Genomic DNA, 15,728 nt, shown 5'->3' on the forward strand with positions numbered 1-15,728 from the left:
TCTTTCTATTTATAAACCTGTAACTCGTTACAGCGTACGTTTCACTTCTTTCTGTTCGAATGCTTCGATCTGGTCTCCGATCTGGATATCGTTGTATCCTTTCAGACTGATACCACATTCGTAGCTTGTTTTCACTTCAGCTACATCATCTTTGAAACGTTTCAATGCACTGATTGTACCTGTGTACATAACAATACCATCGCGGATCAAACGAACACTGTTGCTGCGTTTCACATAACCTTCAGATACGTATGCACCGGCAACCGTACCAACTTTTGTGATTTTGAATACTTCACGAACGTCAATCGTGCCAAGTACAACTTCTTCCATCTTCGGCTCAAGCATACCTTCCATCGCATCTTTCACTTCGTTGATCGCATCGTAGATGATTGAGTACATACGGATCTCGATCTGTTCCTGCTCAGCCAGTTTACGTGCACTTGAAGAAGGACGTACCTGGAAGGCAACGATGATCGCATCCGATGCTGATGCCAATAAAATATCCGATTCAGAAATCTGACCCACGCCTTTGTGCAGGATACGGATCTGGATTTCTTCCGTAGATAATTTCAATAATGAATCAGATAAGGCTTCCACAGAACCATCCACATCGGCTTTAACGATGATGTTAAGTTCTTTGAAGTTACCGATCGCCAGACGACGGCCGATCTCATCCAATGTAATGTGTTTCTTGGTACGGATGCTTTGCTCACGGATCAGTTGCTCACGTTTAGAAGAGATCTCTCTTGCTTCACGTTCAGTTTCCATTACCTGGAACTTGTCACCCGCCTGTGGCGCACCGTTCAGACCCAGTACCTGTAAAGGCATTGCCGGGCCTGCTTCTTTTAGTTTTTTACCTGTATGGTCAACCATTGCTTTTACACGCCCGAAGTGTGCACCCGCTAAGATAATATCACCAATACGCAACGTGCCGGATTCAACCAATACGTTTGTTACATAACCTCTGCCTTTATCAAGAGACGCTTCAATAACAGCACCAACGGCACGTTTATCAGGGTTTGCCTTCAATTCAAGCATTTCTGCTTCAAGCAGGATCTTATCAAGTAATTCGCTTACGCCGGTACCTGCTTTGGCTGAGATTGCCTGGCACTGGTATTTACCGCCCCAGTCTTCAACAAGAATATTTTCTTTGGAAAGTTCCTCCTTGATCTTATCAGGGTTAGCGGCTGGCTTATCAATTTTGTTGATCGCGATAATGATCGGCACACCCGCTACACGCGCGTGGTTGATCGCTTCTTTCGTTTGCGGCATCACCGAGTCATCGGCAGCTACAACAATAATAACAATATCTGTGATTTTAGCACCACGGGCACGCATCGCTGTGAAGGCTTCGTGACCAGGGGTATCAAGGAATGTAATTGGTTTTCCGGAATCGGTAACAACATTGTATGCACCAATGTGCTGTGTGATACCACCGGCTTCTCCTGCTACAACTTTTGATTTACGGATGTAATCAAGCAAGGATGTTTTACCATGATCGACGTGACCCATGATCGTAACGATCGGTGCACGCTCAATCAGTGAATCCGGATCGTCCTGATCCTCTTCTGTAATATCGTCTTCTTCGCCGGTTGTCTGGAAGTTTACATCGTAACCGAATTCATCGGCGATAATAGTGATCGCTTCAGCATCCAGACGCTGGTTAATGGATACGAACATACCCATCATCATGCATTTGGAAATTACTTCGTTCACGCTTACGTTCATTAAAGAAGCTAAGTCGCTTGCAGAAATAAATTCTGTAACCTTTAATGCCTTTGCATCTTCCTGCTCTGCCATCAAACGTTCTTCTTCGGCATCAGCCATAGCAGAACGCTTATCTTTACGGTATTTCGCACGGTTTACAGGTCCTGTTTTTGTTCCGCCACCAGACAATTTCGCCATGGTAGCTTTGATTTTTTCCTGGATCTGTTTTCCGGTTACTTCACCTTTTTCGCTGGCTTTAGTTAACGTAGGTTTTGGTCCGCCTGCATTCGGACGGTTCGGAGCACCCGGACGGCTGTTTGGTCCGCCTTGAGGTCTTGGTCCATTCGGATTGCCTCCCTGTGGTCTTGGTCCGTTTGGATTTGCGCCCTGTGGCCTCGGGCCATTCGGGTTAGCGCCCTGTGGTCTTGGTCCGTTGGGATTTGTACCGGCAGGTTTGCCTGGTCCGTCGTTAAGGCGTTTACGCTTACGTTTGTTTTTATTTTTATCTACAACTTCATCAGAAGAAGCAACACGTGTCGGTTCTTTCTTTTTATCCGGAAGCTGGATTTTTCCTAATACTGTTAATCCCTGAAGCTTGTCTGCATGTGCCTGTACAACTTCTACAGGCTCATCGGCTGCATGAGATTCTGCTTCAGTCGTATCGGCAACAGGAGTGCCTGTTTTTTCAGCAACAGGTTCTTTTGTTGCAGCTTTTTCTTCAGCCTTTGGTTTTGCTGTCTGTTCAGCTTTAGGAGCTGTTGTTTTCTCTTCAGCTACCGGCGTTGCTTCTTTAGGTTTTTCAGCCGCTTTTTCCTGTTTCGGTTTGTCGGCAGCTTTGCCTTTAGGTGATTTTTTGGAATCTTTATCACCAGCGCTTAAGTCAATTTTGCCTAAGACTTTTAGTCCCTGAAGTGTAACATTGTTTTTTACATCTTCTTCCTGGGCAGGAGCAGGCTCCGCAGTTTTAGGTTGTTCTGCTGCTTGCGGAGCTGCTGTGGTTTCGGGCGCTGCCGCTTCTACCGGCGCACTCGTAACAATACGAATCTCATCCTCATCCTCTTGCTCCGGAGCAGTGTGTACCTGATCGGCATCGATAACAACATCACCCATGTGTTTTTTACCAATGGTAAGGCTTTCAGCCTCCTTTTTTACCTGCGCAGATGACTCATATTCTTTTGAAAGAACAGCGTACATATCCACAGTAATCTTGGCATTGGGGTTGTTCTCAATATCGTAGCCTTTGGCAGAAAGGTGATCTATAATTGTCGATGTACCGACATTCAACTTTCTTGCCACCTGGCTAAGCCGCATCATTTTTTCTTCAGCCATTTATTAATTTTTTTTTCAAATATTATATTCTATTCAAATTCCTGTCTTAGAATTTGAAGTACGTCTTCAACCGTTTCTTCTTCCAATTCAGTACGGCGAACTAAATCATCTTTGCTAAGCGCTAACACACTTTTCGCTGTATCCAGACCGATACGCTTTAACTCTTCTAATATCCAATCTTCAATTTCGTCAACAAATTCTGTTAAATCAACATCTTCATTGTCTTCATTGCCTGTCAATTCTCTGAATACATCAATCTCCAGGCCTACTAATTTGCTGGCAAGTTTGATGTTCTGGCCACCTTTACCAATGGCAAGAGAAACCTGATCCGGTTTCAGATAAACAGATGCACGGCCTTTGTCAGCTTCAACTTTCAGACTGCTTATTTTTGCAGGGCTCAATGCACGTGCAATAAACAGGTCAATGTTGTCAGTGAAATTGATTACGTCAATGTTTTCGTTTTCAAGTTCACGAACGATGCTATGAATACGGGAACCTTTCATACCCACACAAGCACCTACCGGATCGATACGGTCGTCGTATGATTCAACAGCTACTTTAGCACGCTCGCCTGGTTCACGTACAATGTTGCGGATCGAGATCAAGCCATCGTAAACTTCAGGAACTTCAAGTTCGAATAAACGCTCCAGGAATTTCGGAGATGTTCTGGAAAGAATAATCTTCGGATTACCATTGTGCATTTCTACACGGTGAACGATTGCACGGACGTTGTCTCCCTTACGGAAGCGGTCTTTAGGAATCTGCTCATACTTTGGCAAAGCTAATTCGTTGCCGTCCGCATCAATCAACAGAATTTCTTTGCTCAATACCTGGTAGATTTCACCATTGATGATTTCACCAACCAGGTCTTTGTATTTCTGGAAAAGATTATCTTTCTCAAGATCTTTTACTTTCTGGATTAATGTCTGACGAGCCGTCTGAACCATTCTTCTGCCGAAGTCTTCTAATTTAACTTCAGTAGCAACTTCTTCACCTTCCTCGAAATCTTTTTCGATTTGGTGTGCATCCGATAAGGAAATGTGTTTGTTCGGATCATAATCGAAACTGTCCTCAGCAAAGTCGTCTGAAACAATTTCTCTCATCCACCAGATTTCAAGATCACCTTTATCGACATTGATAATAACGTCGAAGTTGTCATCTGTTCCGTATTTTTTACGGATCATTGTGCGAAACACGTCTTCTACGATTTTCATCATAGTAGGGCGGTCTATGCTCTTGAATTTTGCAAACTCTGCAAACGATTCGATTAAGGTTGAAGTATCCATTTTATTTAAACGATACAATTAGGTTACACTTTTTTATTTCCTCGAAACGAAGCTTCCTTGGTTCTGCAACCAATTCCACCGACGCTTCTTTTTTACTTTTTTTGTTTTTTGCGGGAACAGGTTCTACAACTACGCCTTCTTCTGAAACATTCTTAAGCACTGCTTCAAACTGTGCTCCGTCATTCAGAAGAAAATTCAATGTATTGCCTATCCTTCTTTGATATTGTCTTTTTACTGTTAATGGTCTGTCCATGCCCGGAGAAGATACTTCAAGTACATAAGGTGCATCGCCGAATGTATTCTTCTCTTCAATTAAATTGCCTAATGCCCGGCTGAATTCGCCGCATTCATCAATTAAAATCCCGGAATCCTTATCCAGAATAACCTGGATTTTTCTTCTTGAATTAGTACCTCCGAACACAATATCTACAAGAAAAAGCGCTTCTCTTTCCTGTAATAGATCTGTTACGAATGTCTTTATTTCTAACTCCTGCTTTGTCATATAGATTTGATACAGAAACAAAAGAGGGGACACAGTCCCCTCTTTTCAGTATTCAATTCGTTCTACAATACAATATTAAACATTTTGTCTGTGTATTCCAAATTCCTGCAAAATAATCGTTCCGGAGAAGATTTGTTCAGAGCATTTTATAATATTCATCACAGAAATGAATATTTTTCTATTGTTCTCAGATTCCTGTTTCCAATAGTTATATTTGTCCCTCAGTATAAAAACATGGAGAACAACAGAACATATAAGGGAGCTATTCTACTGACTATAATATCTTTAGTTATTTTTTATATGCCTGAAATATCTCCAAGAGCTTTCTGGTACAGCAGCTTCCTCGGGCTTTTAATCCCCCTTATGCTGGTAGTATTGGTGCTGAGTTTTTTTTATTGGGCGTTTAAGCGCAATGTCTTATTGCTGGTACCGCTTGTATTGCTGCTTGTCCATTGGAAACTGGTTCAGCGCACCATTACGTTTTCTTCAGAAACTTCGAAAAAAGAAGAATTTTCTGTTTTGTCTTATAATATCAGGCTGTTTAATGTGTATCCGCAATTCGCAGACAAAACATTTTCAACCACCCGGAAAATAATTGATTTTGTTAAAAAGTCTGAAGCAGATGTGCTTTGCCTGCAGGAATTTTATAACGATCCCAAGGATACATTATTCAATACCATTCACCGGATAAAGAAAAAGTACCCGTATTTTTATTTTAGTGAAACGTATAGAAATCACTTGGGCGGAGCCTTCGGAATGGTTATATTCAGTAAATTCCCTATTAGATCTTCAGGAAAAGTTGTCTTCCAGGAAGGTTCAAACAACCAGACTATTTATGCCGATATCAAGCTGCCGCAGGCTACTGTGCGGGTATATAACATGCACCTGCAATCCATGAGTATAAATGATAAGGAGATTGCTGAAAGTAATTTTGATCATAAATCAAAAACGAAAGTGATGCAGGCATTTTTAAAATATAAAAATGGAACTATTAACCGGAGTATTCAGGTTGACAAGCTTGTGAAACATATTAAGGATTCTCCTTTTAAAGTGATTGTATCAGGTGATTTAAATGATCCGCCATATAGCTATACGTATGAAAAATTATACGATGTATTAACAAATACATTTGAAAAAAAGGGGAACGGCTTTGGCACAACCTTCAACGGACAGCTTCCATTGCTTCGGATCGACCAGCAGTTTTGTGACACGAATTTAGAAGTTGCATCTTTTGAAACCCTTTCAAACATTACCTTTACAGATCATTTTCCGATAAAGGCGGGCTACCGCTTTAAATAATAGTACTACCATTCATGACAGCAGAAAAATTAGTTGTATACAATACGCTATCAAGAAAAAAAGAAATTTTTGAACCCATTCATGCACCCAATGTTGGTATGTATGTCTGCGGACCTACGGTGTATGGCGAAGGCCACCTGGGCCACGCGCGTAGTGCAATAACCTTTGATATCATCTTCCGTTATCTGCAGCACTTAAAATACCGTGTACGCTATGTGCGAAACATCACAGATGTAGGTCACCTGGAGCATGATGCGGATGAAGGCGAAGATAAGATTGCCAAGAAGGCCAAGCTTGAAAAAGTAGAGCCAATGGAGATCGTACAACGCTATACCGAATACTATCACGATGCCCTGCGTAAATTGAATGTATTGCCGCCAAGTATTGAACCTTCTGCATCGGGTCATATACCTGAGCAGATCAGAATGGTAGAAGAAATTTTATCTTCGGGTTTTGCATACGAAAGCGAAGGTTCGGTTTATTTTGATGTAGAAAAATTTACAACCAACGGTAATAAATACGGGCACCTGTCGGGGCGTATTCTGGAAGACCTTATCAGCGGGACGCGCAGCCTGGATGGGCAGCAATCGAAGAAGAGTTCCGCAGATTTTGCTTTGTGGAAGCTCGCTTCTCCTGAACATATCATGAAATGGGACTCGCCATGGGGACAAGGTTTCCCCGGTTGGCACCTGGAATGCTCGGCAATGAGTACGAAATACCTTGGCGAAACGTTTGATATACACGGCGGCGGTATGGATTTGATGTTTCCGCACCACGAATGTGAAATTGCTCAGTCGGCCGCGGCAAATAAAAAGGAACCGGCTAAATACTGGCTGCACAATAACATGATTACCATCAACGGGCAAAAGATGGGTAAATCATTAGGCAATTTTATTACCCTGAATGAATTGTTCTCAGGCAAGCATACCTTGCTGGAGCAGGCATATTCACCAATGACGATCCGCTTCTTTACATTGCAGGCGCATTACAGAAGTACACTGGATTTCTCAAACGATGCTTTAAAGGCTGCGAATAAAGCGTATCGTAAGCTCATGAATGGTATGAAAATGCTGAATAGTCTGGAGTATAGCAATGAAGCCATAGAAAAAGACCAGGCATTGAATCATGAAATCAATAAGATCATTGATGATTGCTACAAAGGCATGTCAGATGATTTTAATACTGCAATAACCATTGCATCTTTATTCAACCTGATAAAAAAGATCAATGTGTTTTATCTGAAACAAAAGTCTACGGCAGTGTTGACGCAAGAGACTTTTGAAAACATGAAAGCAAGTTATCACACGCTGGTAACGGATGTGCTTGGATTGATTGATGAAGTGCCTATCAATCCTGAAGGACTTATACGGGGCATGCTTGAGATTTATAAAGAAGCAAAAGAAAATAAACAATACGATAAAGTTGACCAGATCCGTACTTACTTTAAGGAGCAAGGGTTAGCAATTAAAGATATGAAACATGGAATTGATTGGGCATATGAAGAATAATATAATGAGAGCAGGAAGTAGATTTTTATTGGTAGTTGCTGCCGGGTTAATCCTTGCAGGATGTGAGCCTGAAAAGAAACCGGTTGAGCAAACAACTGAAACAGAAACATCATTACCTCCGATTACAACGCCTGCATTCAACGCGGACTCTTCATACAAATACGTGGAGGAGCAAGTGGCTTTCGGGCCGCGTGTACCGAATTCAAAAGCACATCAGGAATGCGGAGAATTTTTAGCCCGGTTTTTTATGAAGCATGGTGGCTGGATTACCCGTCAGGAGTTTACGGCAAAGTCTTTTGACGGCAAAGAGCTCAAATTGAAAAATCTGATTATTTCATATAATCACAAAGCGACGAAGCGCATCTTGCTTGCCGCGCATTGGGATACACGTCCGTTTGCAGACCAGGATGAGACTGATCCGGACAAGCCGATAGATGGTGCTAATGACGGCGGAAGTGGAGTAGCAGTATTGATGGAGCTTGCGAGAGCAATTAATGCGGCGGAGAAAAAACCCGATGTAGGGTTTGACATCATCCTGTTTGACGGCGAAGATTACGGACAACCGATGTCTTATCCGGGTCCGTACCAGGAAGACAGCTGGTGTCTCGGTTCACAGCATTGGGCAAAGAATAAGCACAAGGCGGATTATACAGCATTTTATGGCATATTGTTAGACATGGTTGGGGCGAAAGATGCAACCTATGCGAAAGAAGGTGTTTCTGTAGCGTTTGCCCCAACGATTGTAGATAAGGTATGGTCTGCTGCCGGAAGATTGGGCTACGGCAATCAATTTGTTTCTGTCAAGAGCTCAGGTATCACGGATGATCACACCTACGTCAATAAACTGGCAATGATCCCGATGATAGACATTATCGAATATGACAGCCAGGGAAGTTACTTCGGCTCTTACTGGCATACACATGATGACAATATCAACGTGATTGACAAAAAATCCTTAAAGGCAGTAGGACAGACGCTGATCGAAGTATTGTATCGCGAGAAATTATAAATAACAGAGGTTGATCCGTTTTTTCTCAACGGTCAATTCACTTTTCATTCCCAGTATTAACGGCATGTTTGGCATTTCGTGCCCTGCCGGAAATTGAAAGCATACAGGGAATGAAAAGTCTTTTGTATGTTCAGTGATAATTTCAAAAACAGTCTTGCCAAATTGTTTTTCGTCGGTTACCTCCGTCATATGACCCACGATCAAGCCTTTCAAACGACTCAGCTTCCCGGCGCGTTTTAGCTGTACCATCATGCGGTCGATTTTATAGGCCGGCTCGTTAATGTCTTCAATAAATAATATTTTATTGTCGGTAATGATTTCGGTTGCAGTGCCTAGTGTAGCGCAGATCAATGTAAGGTTACCACCTGTAATCGGACCGGTTGCTTTCCCGGGTCTATTCATTGCATGGCCGGTTAACTTATATTCCGGGAAATCATTTTTCAATATCGAACCCACGAGCCGGACAGATTCCTGGCAGGCTTCATCTACTGCCTGACCAACCATGGGGCCATGAATACTTGGGATATTATTATTGGAAAGGTGAATGTGTAACGCTGTGATATCGCTGAAACCAATCAGCCAGGAAGGCTTCTTAAAAAATTTATTCCATTTTATCTGATCGATGATTCGTGTGGTGCCATAACCACCTCTGGCAGCCCATACAGCTAATACGCCAGAATCATTTAATGCTGTTTGAATATCGTTTAGCCGATCTGCATCAGTGCCGGCTAAATAACCATCTGAATTGAAAAGCGCTGAGCCTGGAATGCATGAAAATCCCAGTGAAGAAAGGAATTTAATCCCGCCTTTGACATTTTTTTTATTTACAGCGCCAGCGGGAGCTATGATATGAATTAAAGAAGATTCTTTCATTCATTAAAGGTAAAAAAAAGGTCCCGCAATTGCGGGACCTTTTAACTTATTTTTTAGCCGGTATGGCTGGGTTGGTAGTATTGGTCGGGCTTGTTGTATTTGTTGTTCCGGTAGTACCAGTAGTACCGGTGCCTGTAGTTCCCGTTGCCGGAGTTGCCGGAACAGTAACGCCAAGATCTTTTAACACCAGTTTTGAAATATCGTTTGCCTCTTTATTTTTTGAGTACAATACAATCGGAGTACCTGCATAATCTGTATGTGTACTGATAATATAAGTATAGTCATTTGCAGCAGCGACTTTTTCGATAGAAGCTGTTACTTTAGTATTTATAGGTTCCATCATGCTATAGTACTTGCTTTCCAGATCCTGTGTTGCGCTTCTTTCAAACTCCTGGATGGATTGTTGTAATGTTGCTAATTCTTTTTCTTTGTCAGCAAGTACGGCTGTAGGCATCACACCAGATTTTACACCATTCTGGTATTCTCCATATTTTCTCTCAAATTCAGCCTGCTTGGCAGTCAACTGAGTTTGAAGTTGTTCTTCATATGCTTTTAGATCAGACTCAACTTTTTTTGTTTCAGGAAGGTTGCTTAAGATATATTCAAGGTTGGCAGTTCCGATTTTCTGAACATGCTGTGCCTGGGATTGTAAAGCAAGAATTGTAGAAATGAATCCTACTAAAATAATGGATAATGTGCGTTTCATAGGTATTAAGTATATAAGTTGATGTATTATTTATTTGTAGGAACTTTATCATTTTTATCTCCTAACCCCAGTTCTTCCAGAACGTAATCTGTACAGTCATGCGTGGGGTCCGTATAGACCATTACAAGCTCTCCGGATTTGTCAAAGATAATAGCTAATTTCTTTTCTTTTGCTACTTTTTCAATTGCCTGGAATAATTTATCCTGAGCCGGTTTTACCAATTCCTGTCTTTTAAGGTAAAGCATGCCTTTAAATCCAAAGTAATTTTTCTGAACTTCCCGTAATTTCGCTTCCCTGGCAGCTATGGTATCCAAACGCTCTTTTCTCATATCTTCCGTAAGAAGAACTTCTTCTGCCTGGTATTCCTGCTTTAATTTGTCAATTTTTGATTGATAATCTTCAATCTCTTTTTGCCACTTAAGAGAAAATTCATTCAATTCTTTTTGTGCCTTTTTATATTCAGGCATTTGATTGATGATGTATTCAGAGTCTATATATCCAAATTTCTGACTCCAGGCGAACGTTGATGCTAAAGTCAAGAATAATGCCAAACATACTTTTTTCATATATCTAACGGATTTGTTGACCAATTGTAAAAGTAACGTGAGATTTGTAGTTCGGATTCGGATAACCAGGAACCTGGTCAAATGGCACACCCCAGTCGATACCGATCAAACCAAATGCTGGCATAAATATCCTTGCGCCAAAGCCTGCTGAACGATAAACGTTGAATGGATTCACGTCGTGTATATCTCCCCAGGTATTTCCCGCTTCAAAGAAGCTTAAGACAAATATAGAGAATGAGGGACTGTTGGAAATAGGGTAACGCACCTCTGCAACAAATTTATCAAAAGCAACACCACCGGAAGGTGTTGGCTTAATTGAGTTGTTTGCATAACCTCTCAAACCAATGATATCAGAACCTAACAGGAAGTTATATCCGGATAAACCATCACCGCCCATGATATAACGCTCAAATGGTCCTACACCAACACCTGGCTGATAGGCTGCAATTACACCGGCATGAAACCTGGTGTTGAAAACAACCTTATGTTTAGACTTCTGTCTGTGTTGCCACAACGTTGTAAACCACGATGCATCAAAACCATATTTCTGGTATTCCAACCACTTATACCGCTGGGTTGGTTCCAGGTTCGGATCTTCATAATTAATATTATTGAAATAAGAATATGGAGGCGTGAATGTCATGCTTAATGCCATATTCGCGCCGGCAGAAGGAAACTGGAAATCATTTATGCTGTTTCTTGAAACAGTAAAGTTGTATGAAAGGTTGTTTGAATAACCTGTCGTATATCCGATTACAGCAGTAGAAGAGCTGCTTTGATAGTTGTTCAGGCTATATCTCAATAATGAGAAAGTATGGTTAACAGAGAAGAAATCATCCGGCCATTTCACACGTTTACCGATACCTACTGTAACACCGCTTACTTGCAGTGAACCTGTTTTAACACTTTTCCCTGTTGATGAAGCGGACAGCTGGCTCTGTACGGAATGTTGAAGGCTTACAGACAGGGATGTTGGTTTTTTACCTCCTAACCATGGTTCAGTGAATGAAACAGTGTAGGTTTGATATGATCTGCCATTTGCCTGTACCCTGAATGAAAGTCTTTGTCCGTCTCCGGCAGGAAGCGGGCTCCAGGTTTTAGGATGTTTAATATTTTTAAGCGAGAAATTGTTGAACACAAGACCAACCGTTCCGACAAAACCGTAATAACCACCCCAGCCTCCGGAGAGTTCAACCTGATCATTTGGTTTTTCAGCAACAGTGTAATCAATATCAACCTTACCGGTAGAAGGGTTAGGAACAGGGTTCATTCCTAATTTTTCATTGTCAAAATAATTCAGGGCCGCCAATTCGCGCTGTGTACGGATCAGGTCAGACCGGCTGAAATTATCGCCTGGATAGGTTCTGACTTCACGCAGGATAACATGATCATGCGTTTTTGTATTGCCATTAACTTCAATATGATTTACAACCGCTTGTTCACCTTCATAGATCCTCATTTCAATATCAATGGAATCGCCTTCGATCAGTACCTCCACAGGATCAACCCTGAAAAACAGATAACCATTATCCAGGTACATTGAACTGATGTCAACGCCGGATGGGTTAAAGCTTAGTTTGCGCTGCAACAAATCGTTGTTGTAAACGTCGCCTTTTTTAATGGCTAGTATTGAATCCAGGGTATGCGTAGAATAGATGTAATTGCCGATCCAGGTAATATCACGGAAATAATATTTGTGACCTTCTTCAATCTGAATAACGACATTCACATTGTTGCTATCAACATGAATTAATGTATCATGTACGATACGTGCATCTCTGTAACCTCTTGAATTGTAAAATTCAATAATTGCATCCTTGTCCGTATTGTATGTTTTAGCAATGATTTTTGATCCTGTCCAAAGGTTGGTTGGTTTTTTACCTTTGGTCTTTTTCATTTTTTTAGCTAAAAAATTTGTAGGGAAGGAATCATTACCGGTAATGATCACTTTATTAACGTGTACTTTGTCTCTTTTATTAATATCTACCCGTAAGATCACATTGTTTTCTAAAATGGTATCTTTAATCTGGATGATATCAACGGTTGTATTCAGATAGCCTTTTTCTAAATAAAATTCGCGGATTTTATTTTTAGTATTTTTCAGCAATGCGTCATTTACAACGCGACCACGGGCCAGGTCAATTTTATCTTCCAGATCTTCACGTTCGGATTTGGTTGCACCGTTGAAAATAAATTTTGTTAAACGGGGACGTTCTTTAATGACAAACTCCAGGTAAATATTTCTTACTTCAACTTTCTTAACCACAACCTCAACATCTCCGATCAGGCCTTGTTCCCATAATTTCTTAATGGCTCCGGAAATTTCGTCGCCGGGAATGGCAATTTTATCACCGATTTTAAGGCCGGTAAGTGCGATGACAGCTTCCGGATCCAGGAACTGAACGCCAGACACGGTTATTCCCCCAATATAATATTCCTGAGGATTTTCGTAATTTAATTCAAAGCCTGTGTTTCGTTTAGCGCCGAATCTCCAGGATTGCCCATGGGCAGTAATAGTAATTACCTGTATTAAAAAAATGATATATAGAATCTTTTTCATTTAAGCTTTTGCACCATCCAATTGTTCGCTAATTTTTCCAAAACGACGTTCGCGTTTTTGAAAATCTAAAATAGCTTTATATAAATCATCTTTTCTAAAATCCGGCCAAAGCACATCTGTGATGTGAATTTCAGTGTAGGCGATTTGCCATAACAGAAAGTTACTGATTCTGAATTCACCGCTGGTACGGATCAATAATTCAGGATCAGGAATAGAACCATCAGACAGGAAATTCCTGAAAGAATTTTCATTCAGCGTATTAATATCAAATGTTCCGGATTGTACAGCAGCAGTTACTTTCTTTACTGCTTCCATGATTTCCCATCTTCCGCTATAGCTCAATGCTAACGTTAACACAACACGGGTATTGTGTTTTGTTTGTTCAATAGTTTCTGCTAATTCCTGCTGACAGCTTTTAGGCAGGGAAGAAATATCTCCGATTGCATTCAATCGGATATTGTTTTTATTAAGCGTTGGGGTCTCGCTTTTAATGGTTGTTACAAGCAGTTCCATTAAAGCATTCACTTCATCCTGTGGTCTGCTCCAGTTTTCCGTTGAAAAAGCATAAAGGGTTAAATATTTAACACCAAGTTCGGCACAGGTTTCAGTGGCTTCTCTCACAGATTTTACGGCACTTTTATGACCGAAAATGCGGTTTAGCAAACCTTGTTTTTTTGCCCAACGACCATTGCCATCCATGATGATGGCAATATGTTCGGGTAGCTTCTTCGAATCTATTTGTGAGAGGTATTCCATGAATTTCAATAAGGGGCAAATGTACAAATAAAAATACCCTTTTTAAAATGCTATTAGGGTTGAGGACAGTATACATCCCAGAAAACATAACTGACTGTAACTCCGGTGTAATAGTACCAATCCGTATTATGAGAATCAGAGATTGATTTTGTGTAGTTGCTGCTATTGTAAATGCCATCAATAGCGTCTGTAAAGGTTTTATTTAGAATGAATTGAAAATTAAAATTCAAATGAGCGTTGGTTCTGTATTTGAATCCGCCACCAAAAGGGATCGTTGGCTGGAACAATGTATTTACCTTGTGTTCGGAATCGGATATGGTACTTTTATAGTTTAAGATACCTAAACCTGCAGCTATATATGGCGAAAAATGGTTTCCATTACTCTTTTCCGTATAGGCATAATTCAGGAAATTATACTCAAACAAAGCGGTTACATCGTTGTATACAGTTGTAAAGCTAGCCTTGCGATAATCGGACATTGGATTGCTGTAACGACTATCGGATGCGGATAATATACCGATGCTGGCAGCAACTTTTAAACTTACAACTTCACTGAAGTTGGCACGGTAAAATACCTGACCTGCCGGCCTGAAATTACGGGGATCCAGGTGTTGAACAATTTCACCGCTATAGGCTGATAAACCAACGCCCCAACCAAATTCGTGTTTTTGAGCCTTTACGTCTAAACTGTTGTAAATAAAAAAGATAGAGAGTATTACACTCCCTATCTTTTGAATGTAATTAAAATTCATTTTTATCTAAATTTTGGACAAACAACTTTGCCCGGGAATATATAAGTTAAATGAAACCCTGTAACCAGATATAAATCTCTTCTGCCTTTTAGATCTCCGCGCTGGCCGCCAGGCTGTCCGTAAGTACTGATGCCTGTCCAGCCATCATTCTGATCATGAGGCTGCCCCGGATAATATGTTTCAGGATTGCTGCCGTAATGATTATCAACACTAGAAGCCAATTCCGGATTGCTCGTATAAGCTTCATAGGATTTATCAGACATTATTCTGGCCTCATCGCCATATGCGTCTGTAAGCTTTTGTTTATCGTAATACACGCCGGCTACATCATCAAGGTAATCGGTTAATGTAAACCTCCAGCCTATATCAAATGCCAAATCCCACTGTTTGGATAATTTGTATCTGAAACCCAAGCCAATCGGTAAAGCCAACTGGTTTCTGGAATAATTTTTTGGCCCTCCAGGCATACCCTGACCTTCTGTATGAAGATCTTTTAAGTTGATCCATTTGCCATCAGCATTTTGTGCCTGCGGGTTGTGGTGAAAATAAGCCAAGCCAATGAACATGTATGGTGTATAATCAGGCCTTTTGGTATATCTTCTGGTATTGGCAAACAAGTCAATAACAACGTCAAATTTTACTTCGTAAATCTGGTTTCTGAATGACAGGTTTCTGTATAATCTATAAACGTTTTTATTTTCATAATCAGCACTTACGGCATCATCTCCCTTGATCCGGCCATAAGAGATCGTGCCTCTCAGGGAAACGCGGGGTTGTATCCGGTAAAGTCCTGTGATACCTAAATTATATCGGGTAAACTTAATACTTGGGCTTAAGAAGCTGGGACCCGGATCCAGGTCTCCTATATAATTCAT

General features: G+C 41.0%; 13 protein-coding genes. 3 read left to right on the forward strand and 10 right to left on the reverse strand.

Translation table 11 applies throughout. The features are described from left to right. Nucleotides 1-27: 27 nt before the first annotated feature. Genes infB through rimP form a run of 3 tightly spaced genes read right to left on the reverse strand, consistent with a single transcriptional unit; the run spans nucleotide 28 to nucleotide 4,824 of the window. On the reverse strand, nucleotides 28-3,036 hold the full coding sequence (infB, locus tag ACTHJT_RS15565) for a translation initiation factor IF-2 (RefSeq protein ID WP_440239869.1): 3,009 nt from the start codon (nucleotides 3,034-3,036) through the stop codon (nucleotides 28-30). Nucleotides 3,037-3,065: 29 nt separating this feature from the next. Then, on the reverse strand, nucleotides 3,066-4,322 hold the full coding sequence (gene nusA, locus ACTHJT_RS15570; RefSeq protein WP_440239871.1) for a transcription termination factor NusA: 1,257 nt from the start codon (nucleotides 4,320-4,322) through the stop codon (nucleotides 3,066-3,068). A gap of 1 nt (nucleotide 4,323) precedes the next feature. Then, a complete protein-coding gene (gene rimP, locus ACTHJT_RS15575) occupies nucleotides 4,324-4,824 on the reverse strand; it encodes a ribosome maturation factor RimP (RefSeq protein ID WP_440239873.1) in 501 nt (166 codons plus the stop codon). 300 nt (nucleotides 4,825-5,124) lie between these two features. On the opposite strand from rimP, the gene ACTHJT_RS15580 reads away from it, so the two are divergent. Genes ACTHJT_RS15580 through ACTHJT_RS15590 form a run of 3 tightly spaced genes read left to right on the forward strand, consistent with a single transcriptional unit; the run spans nucleotide 5,125 to nucleotide 8,640 of the window. Then, nucleotides 5,125-6,123 (forward strand): endonuclease/exonuclease/phosphatase family protein, encoded by a 999-nt coding sequence (locus tag ACTHJT_RS15580; protein WP_440239875.1) that lies wholly within the window; start codon nucleotides 5,125-5,127, stop codon nucleotides 6,121-6,123. A gap of 14 nt (nucleotides 6,124-6,137) precedes the next feature. Beyond that, nucleotides 6,138-7,631 carry a cysteine--tRNA ligase gene (cysS, locus tag ACTHJT_RS15585; protein ID WP_440239877.1) on the forward strand — a complete coding sequence of 498 codons (1,494 nt, stop codon included), beginning with the start codon at nucleotides 6,138-6,140 and terminating at the stop codon, nucleotides 7,629-7,631. Nucleotides 7,632-7,635: 4 nt separating this feature from the next. Beyond that, nucleotides 7,636-8,640 carry a M28 family peptidase gene (locus ACTHJT_RS15590; protein WP_440239879.1) on the forward strand — a complete coding sequence of 335 codons (1,005 nt, stop codon included), beginning with the start codon at nucleotides 7,636-7,638 and terminating at the stop codon, nucleotides 8,638-8,640. Here ACTHJT_RS15590 and ACTHJT_RS15595 read toward each other — a convergent pair. From ACTHJT_RS15595 to ACTHJT_RS15625, 7 genes are all read right to left on the reverse strand, one after another. Continuing rightward, the gene (locus tag ACTHJT_RS15595) at nucleotides 8,635-9,513 is read right to left on the reverse strand and encodes a S66 peptidase family protein (RefSeq protein WP_440239881.1); all 879 of its coding nucleotides are present in this window, start codon (nucleotides 9,511-9,513) and stop codon (nucleotides 8,635-8,637) included. The two genes, ACTHJT_RS15590 and ACTHJT_RS15595, sit on opposite strands and share 6 nt — an antisense overlap. A gap of 46 nt (nucleotides 9,514-9,559) precedes the next feature. Beyond that, nucleotides 9,560-10,219 (reverse strand): OmpH family outer membrane protein, encoded by a 660-nt coding sequence (locus ACTHJT_RS15600; protein ID WP_440239883.1) that lies wholly within the window; start codon nucleotides 10,217-10,219, stop codon nucleotides 9,560-9,562. Nucleotides 10,220-10,245: 26 nt separating this feature from the next. Beyond that, complete coding sequence (locus ACTHJT_RS15605; RefSeq protein ID WP_440239885.1) at nucleotides 10,246-10,785, reverse strand: OmpH family outer membrane protein; 540 nt, start codon at nucleotides 10,783-10,785, stop codon at nucleotides 10,246-10,248. A gap of 4 nt (nucleotides 10,786-10,789) precedes the next feature. Then, on the reverse strand, nucleotides 10,790-13,345 hold the full coding sequence (bamA, locus tag ACTHJT_RS15610) for an outer membrane protein assembly factor BamA (protein WP_440239887.1): 2,556 nt from the start codon (nucleotides 13,343-13,345) through the stop codon (nucleotides 10,790-10,792). Continuing rightward, complete coding sequence (locus ACTHJT_RS15615) at nucleotides 13,346-14,101, reverse strand: isoprenyl transferase (RefSeq protein ID WP_440239889.1); 756 nt, start codon at nucleotides 14,099-14,101, stop codon at nucleotides 13,346-13,348. A gap of 53 nt (nucleotides 14,102-14,154) precedes the next feature. Continuing rightward, the gene (locus ACTHJT_RS15620; protein WP_440239891.1) at nucleotides 14,155-14,853 is read right to left on the reverse strand and encodes a DUF6089 family protein; all 699 of its coding nucleotides are present in this window, start codon (nucleotides 14,851-14,853) and stop codon (nucleotides 14,155-14,157) included. 2 nt (nucleotides 14,854-14,855) lie between these two features. Continuing rightward, nucleotides 14,856-15,728, reverse strand: an 873-nt coding sequence (locus tag ACTHJT_RS15625; protein ID WP_440239893.1) for a DUF6089 family protein, incomplete at its 5' end; no start/stop codon positions are given.

It is taken from the genome of Cytophaga sp., assembly GCF_051961495.1.
Taxonomy (GTDB): domain Bacteria; phylum Bacteroidota; class Bacteroidia; order Cytophagales; family Cytophagaceae; genus Cytophaga.

What these genes read in the sequence shown, in the direction of transcription:
- infB (WP_440239869.1), bottom strand. Translation starts at nt 3,036, where the DNA reads ATGGCTGAAGAAAAAATGATGCGGCTTAGCCAGGTGGCAAGAAAGTTG.
- nusA (WP_440239871.1), bottom strand. Translation starts at nt 4,322, where the DNA reads ATGGATACTTCAACCTTAATCGAATCGTTTGCAGAGTTTGCAAAATTC.
- rimP (WP_440239873.1), bottom strand. Translation starts at nt 4,824, where the DNA reads ATGACAAAGCAGGAGTTAGAAATAAAGACATTCGTAACAGATCTATTA.
- ACTHJT_RS15580 (WP_440239875.1), top strand. Translation starts at nt 5,125, where the DNA reads ATGCCTGAAATATCTCCAAGAGCTTTCTGGTACAGCAGCTTCCTCGGG.
- cysS (WP_440239877.1), top strand. Translation starts at nt 6,138, where the DNA reads ATGACAGCAGAAAAATTAGTTGTATACAATACGCTATCAAGAAAAAAA.
- ACTHJT_RS15590 (WP_440239879.1), top strand. Translation starts at nt 7,636, where the DNA reads ATGAGAGCAGGAAGTAGATTTTTATTGGTAGTTGCTGCCGGGTTAATC.
- ACTHJT_RS15595 (WP_440239881.1), bottom strand. Translation starts at nt 9,513, where the DNA reads ATGAAAGAATCTTCTTTAATTCATATCATAGCTCCCGCTGGCGCTGTA.
- ACTHJT_RS15600 (WP_440239883.1), bottom strand. Translation starts at nt 10,219, where the DNA reads ATGAAACGCACATTATCCATTATTTTAGTAGGATTCATTTCTACAATT.
- ACTHJT_RS15605 (WP_440239885.1), bottom strand. Translation starts at nt 10,785, where the DNA reads ATGAAAAAAGTATGTTTGGCATTATTCTTGACTTTAGCATCAACGTTC.
- bamA (WP_440239887.1), bottom strand. Translation starts at nt 13,345, where the DNA reads ATGAAAAAGATTCTATATATCATTTTTTTAATACAGGTAATTACTATT.
- ACTHJT_RS15615 (WP_440239889.1), bottom strand. Translation starts at nt 14,101, where the DNA reads ATGGAATACCTCTCACAAATAGATTCGAAGAAGCTACCCGAACATATT.
- ACTHJT_RS15620 (WP_440239891.1), bottom strand. Translation starts at nt 14,853, where the DNA reads ATGAATTTTAATTACATTCAAAAGATAGGGAGTGTAATACTCTCTATC.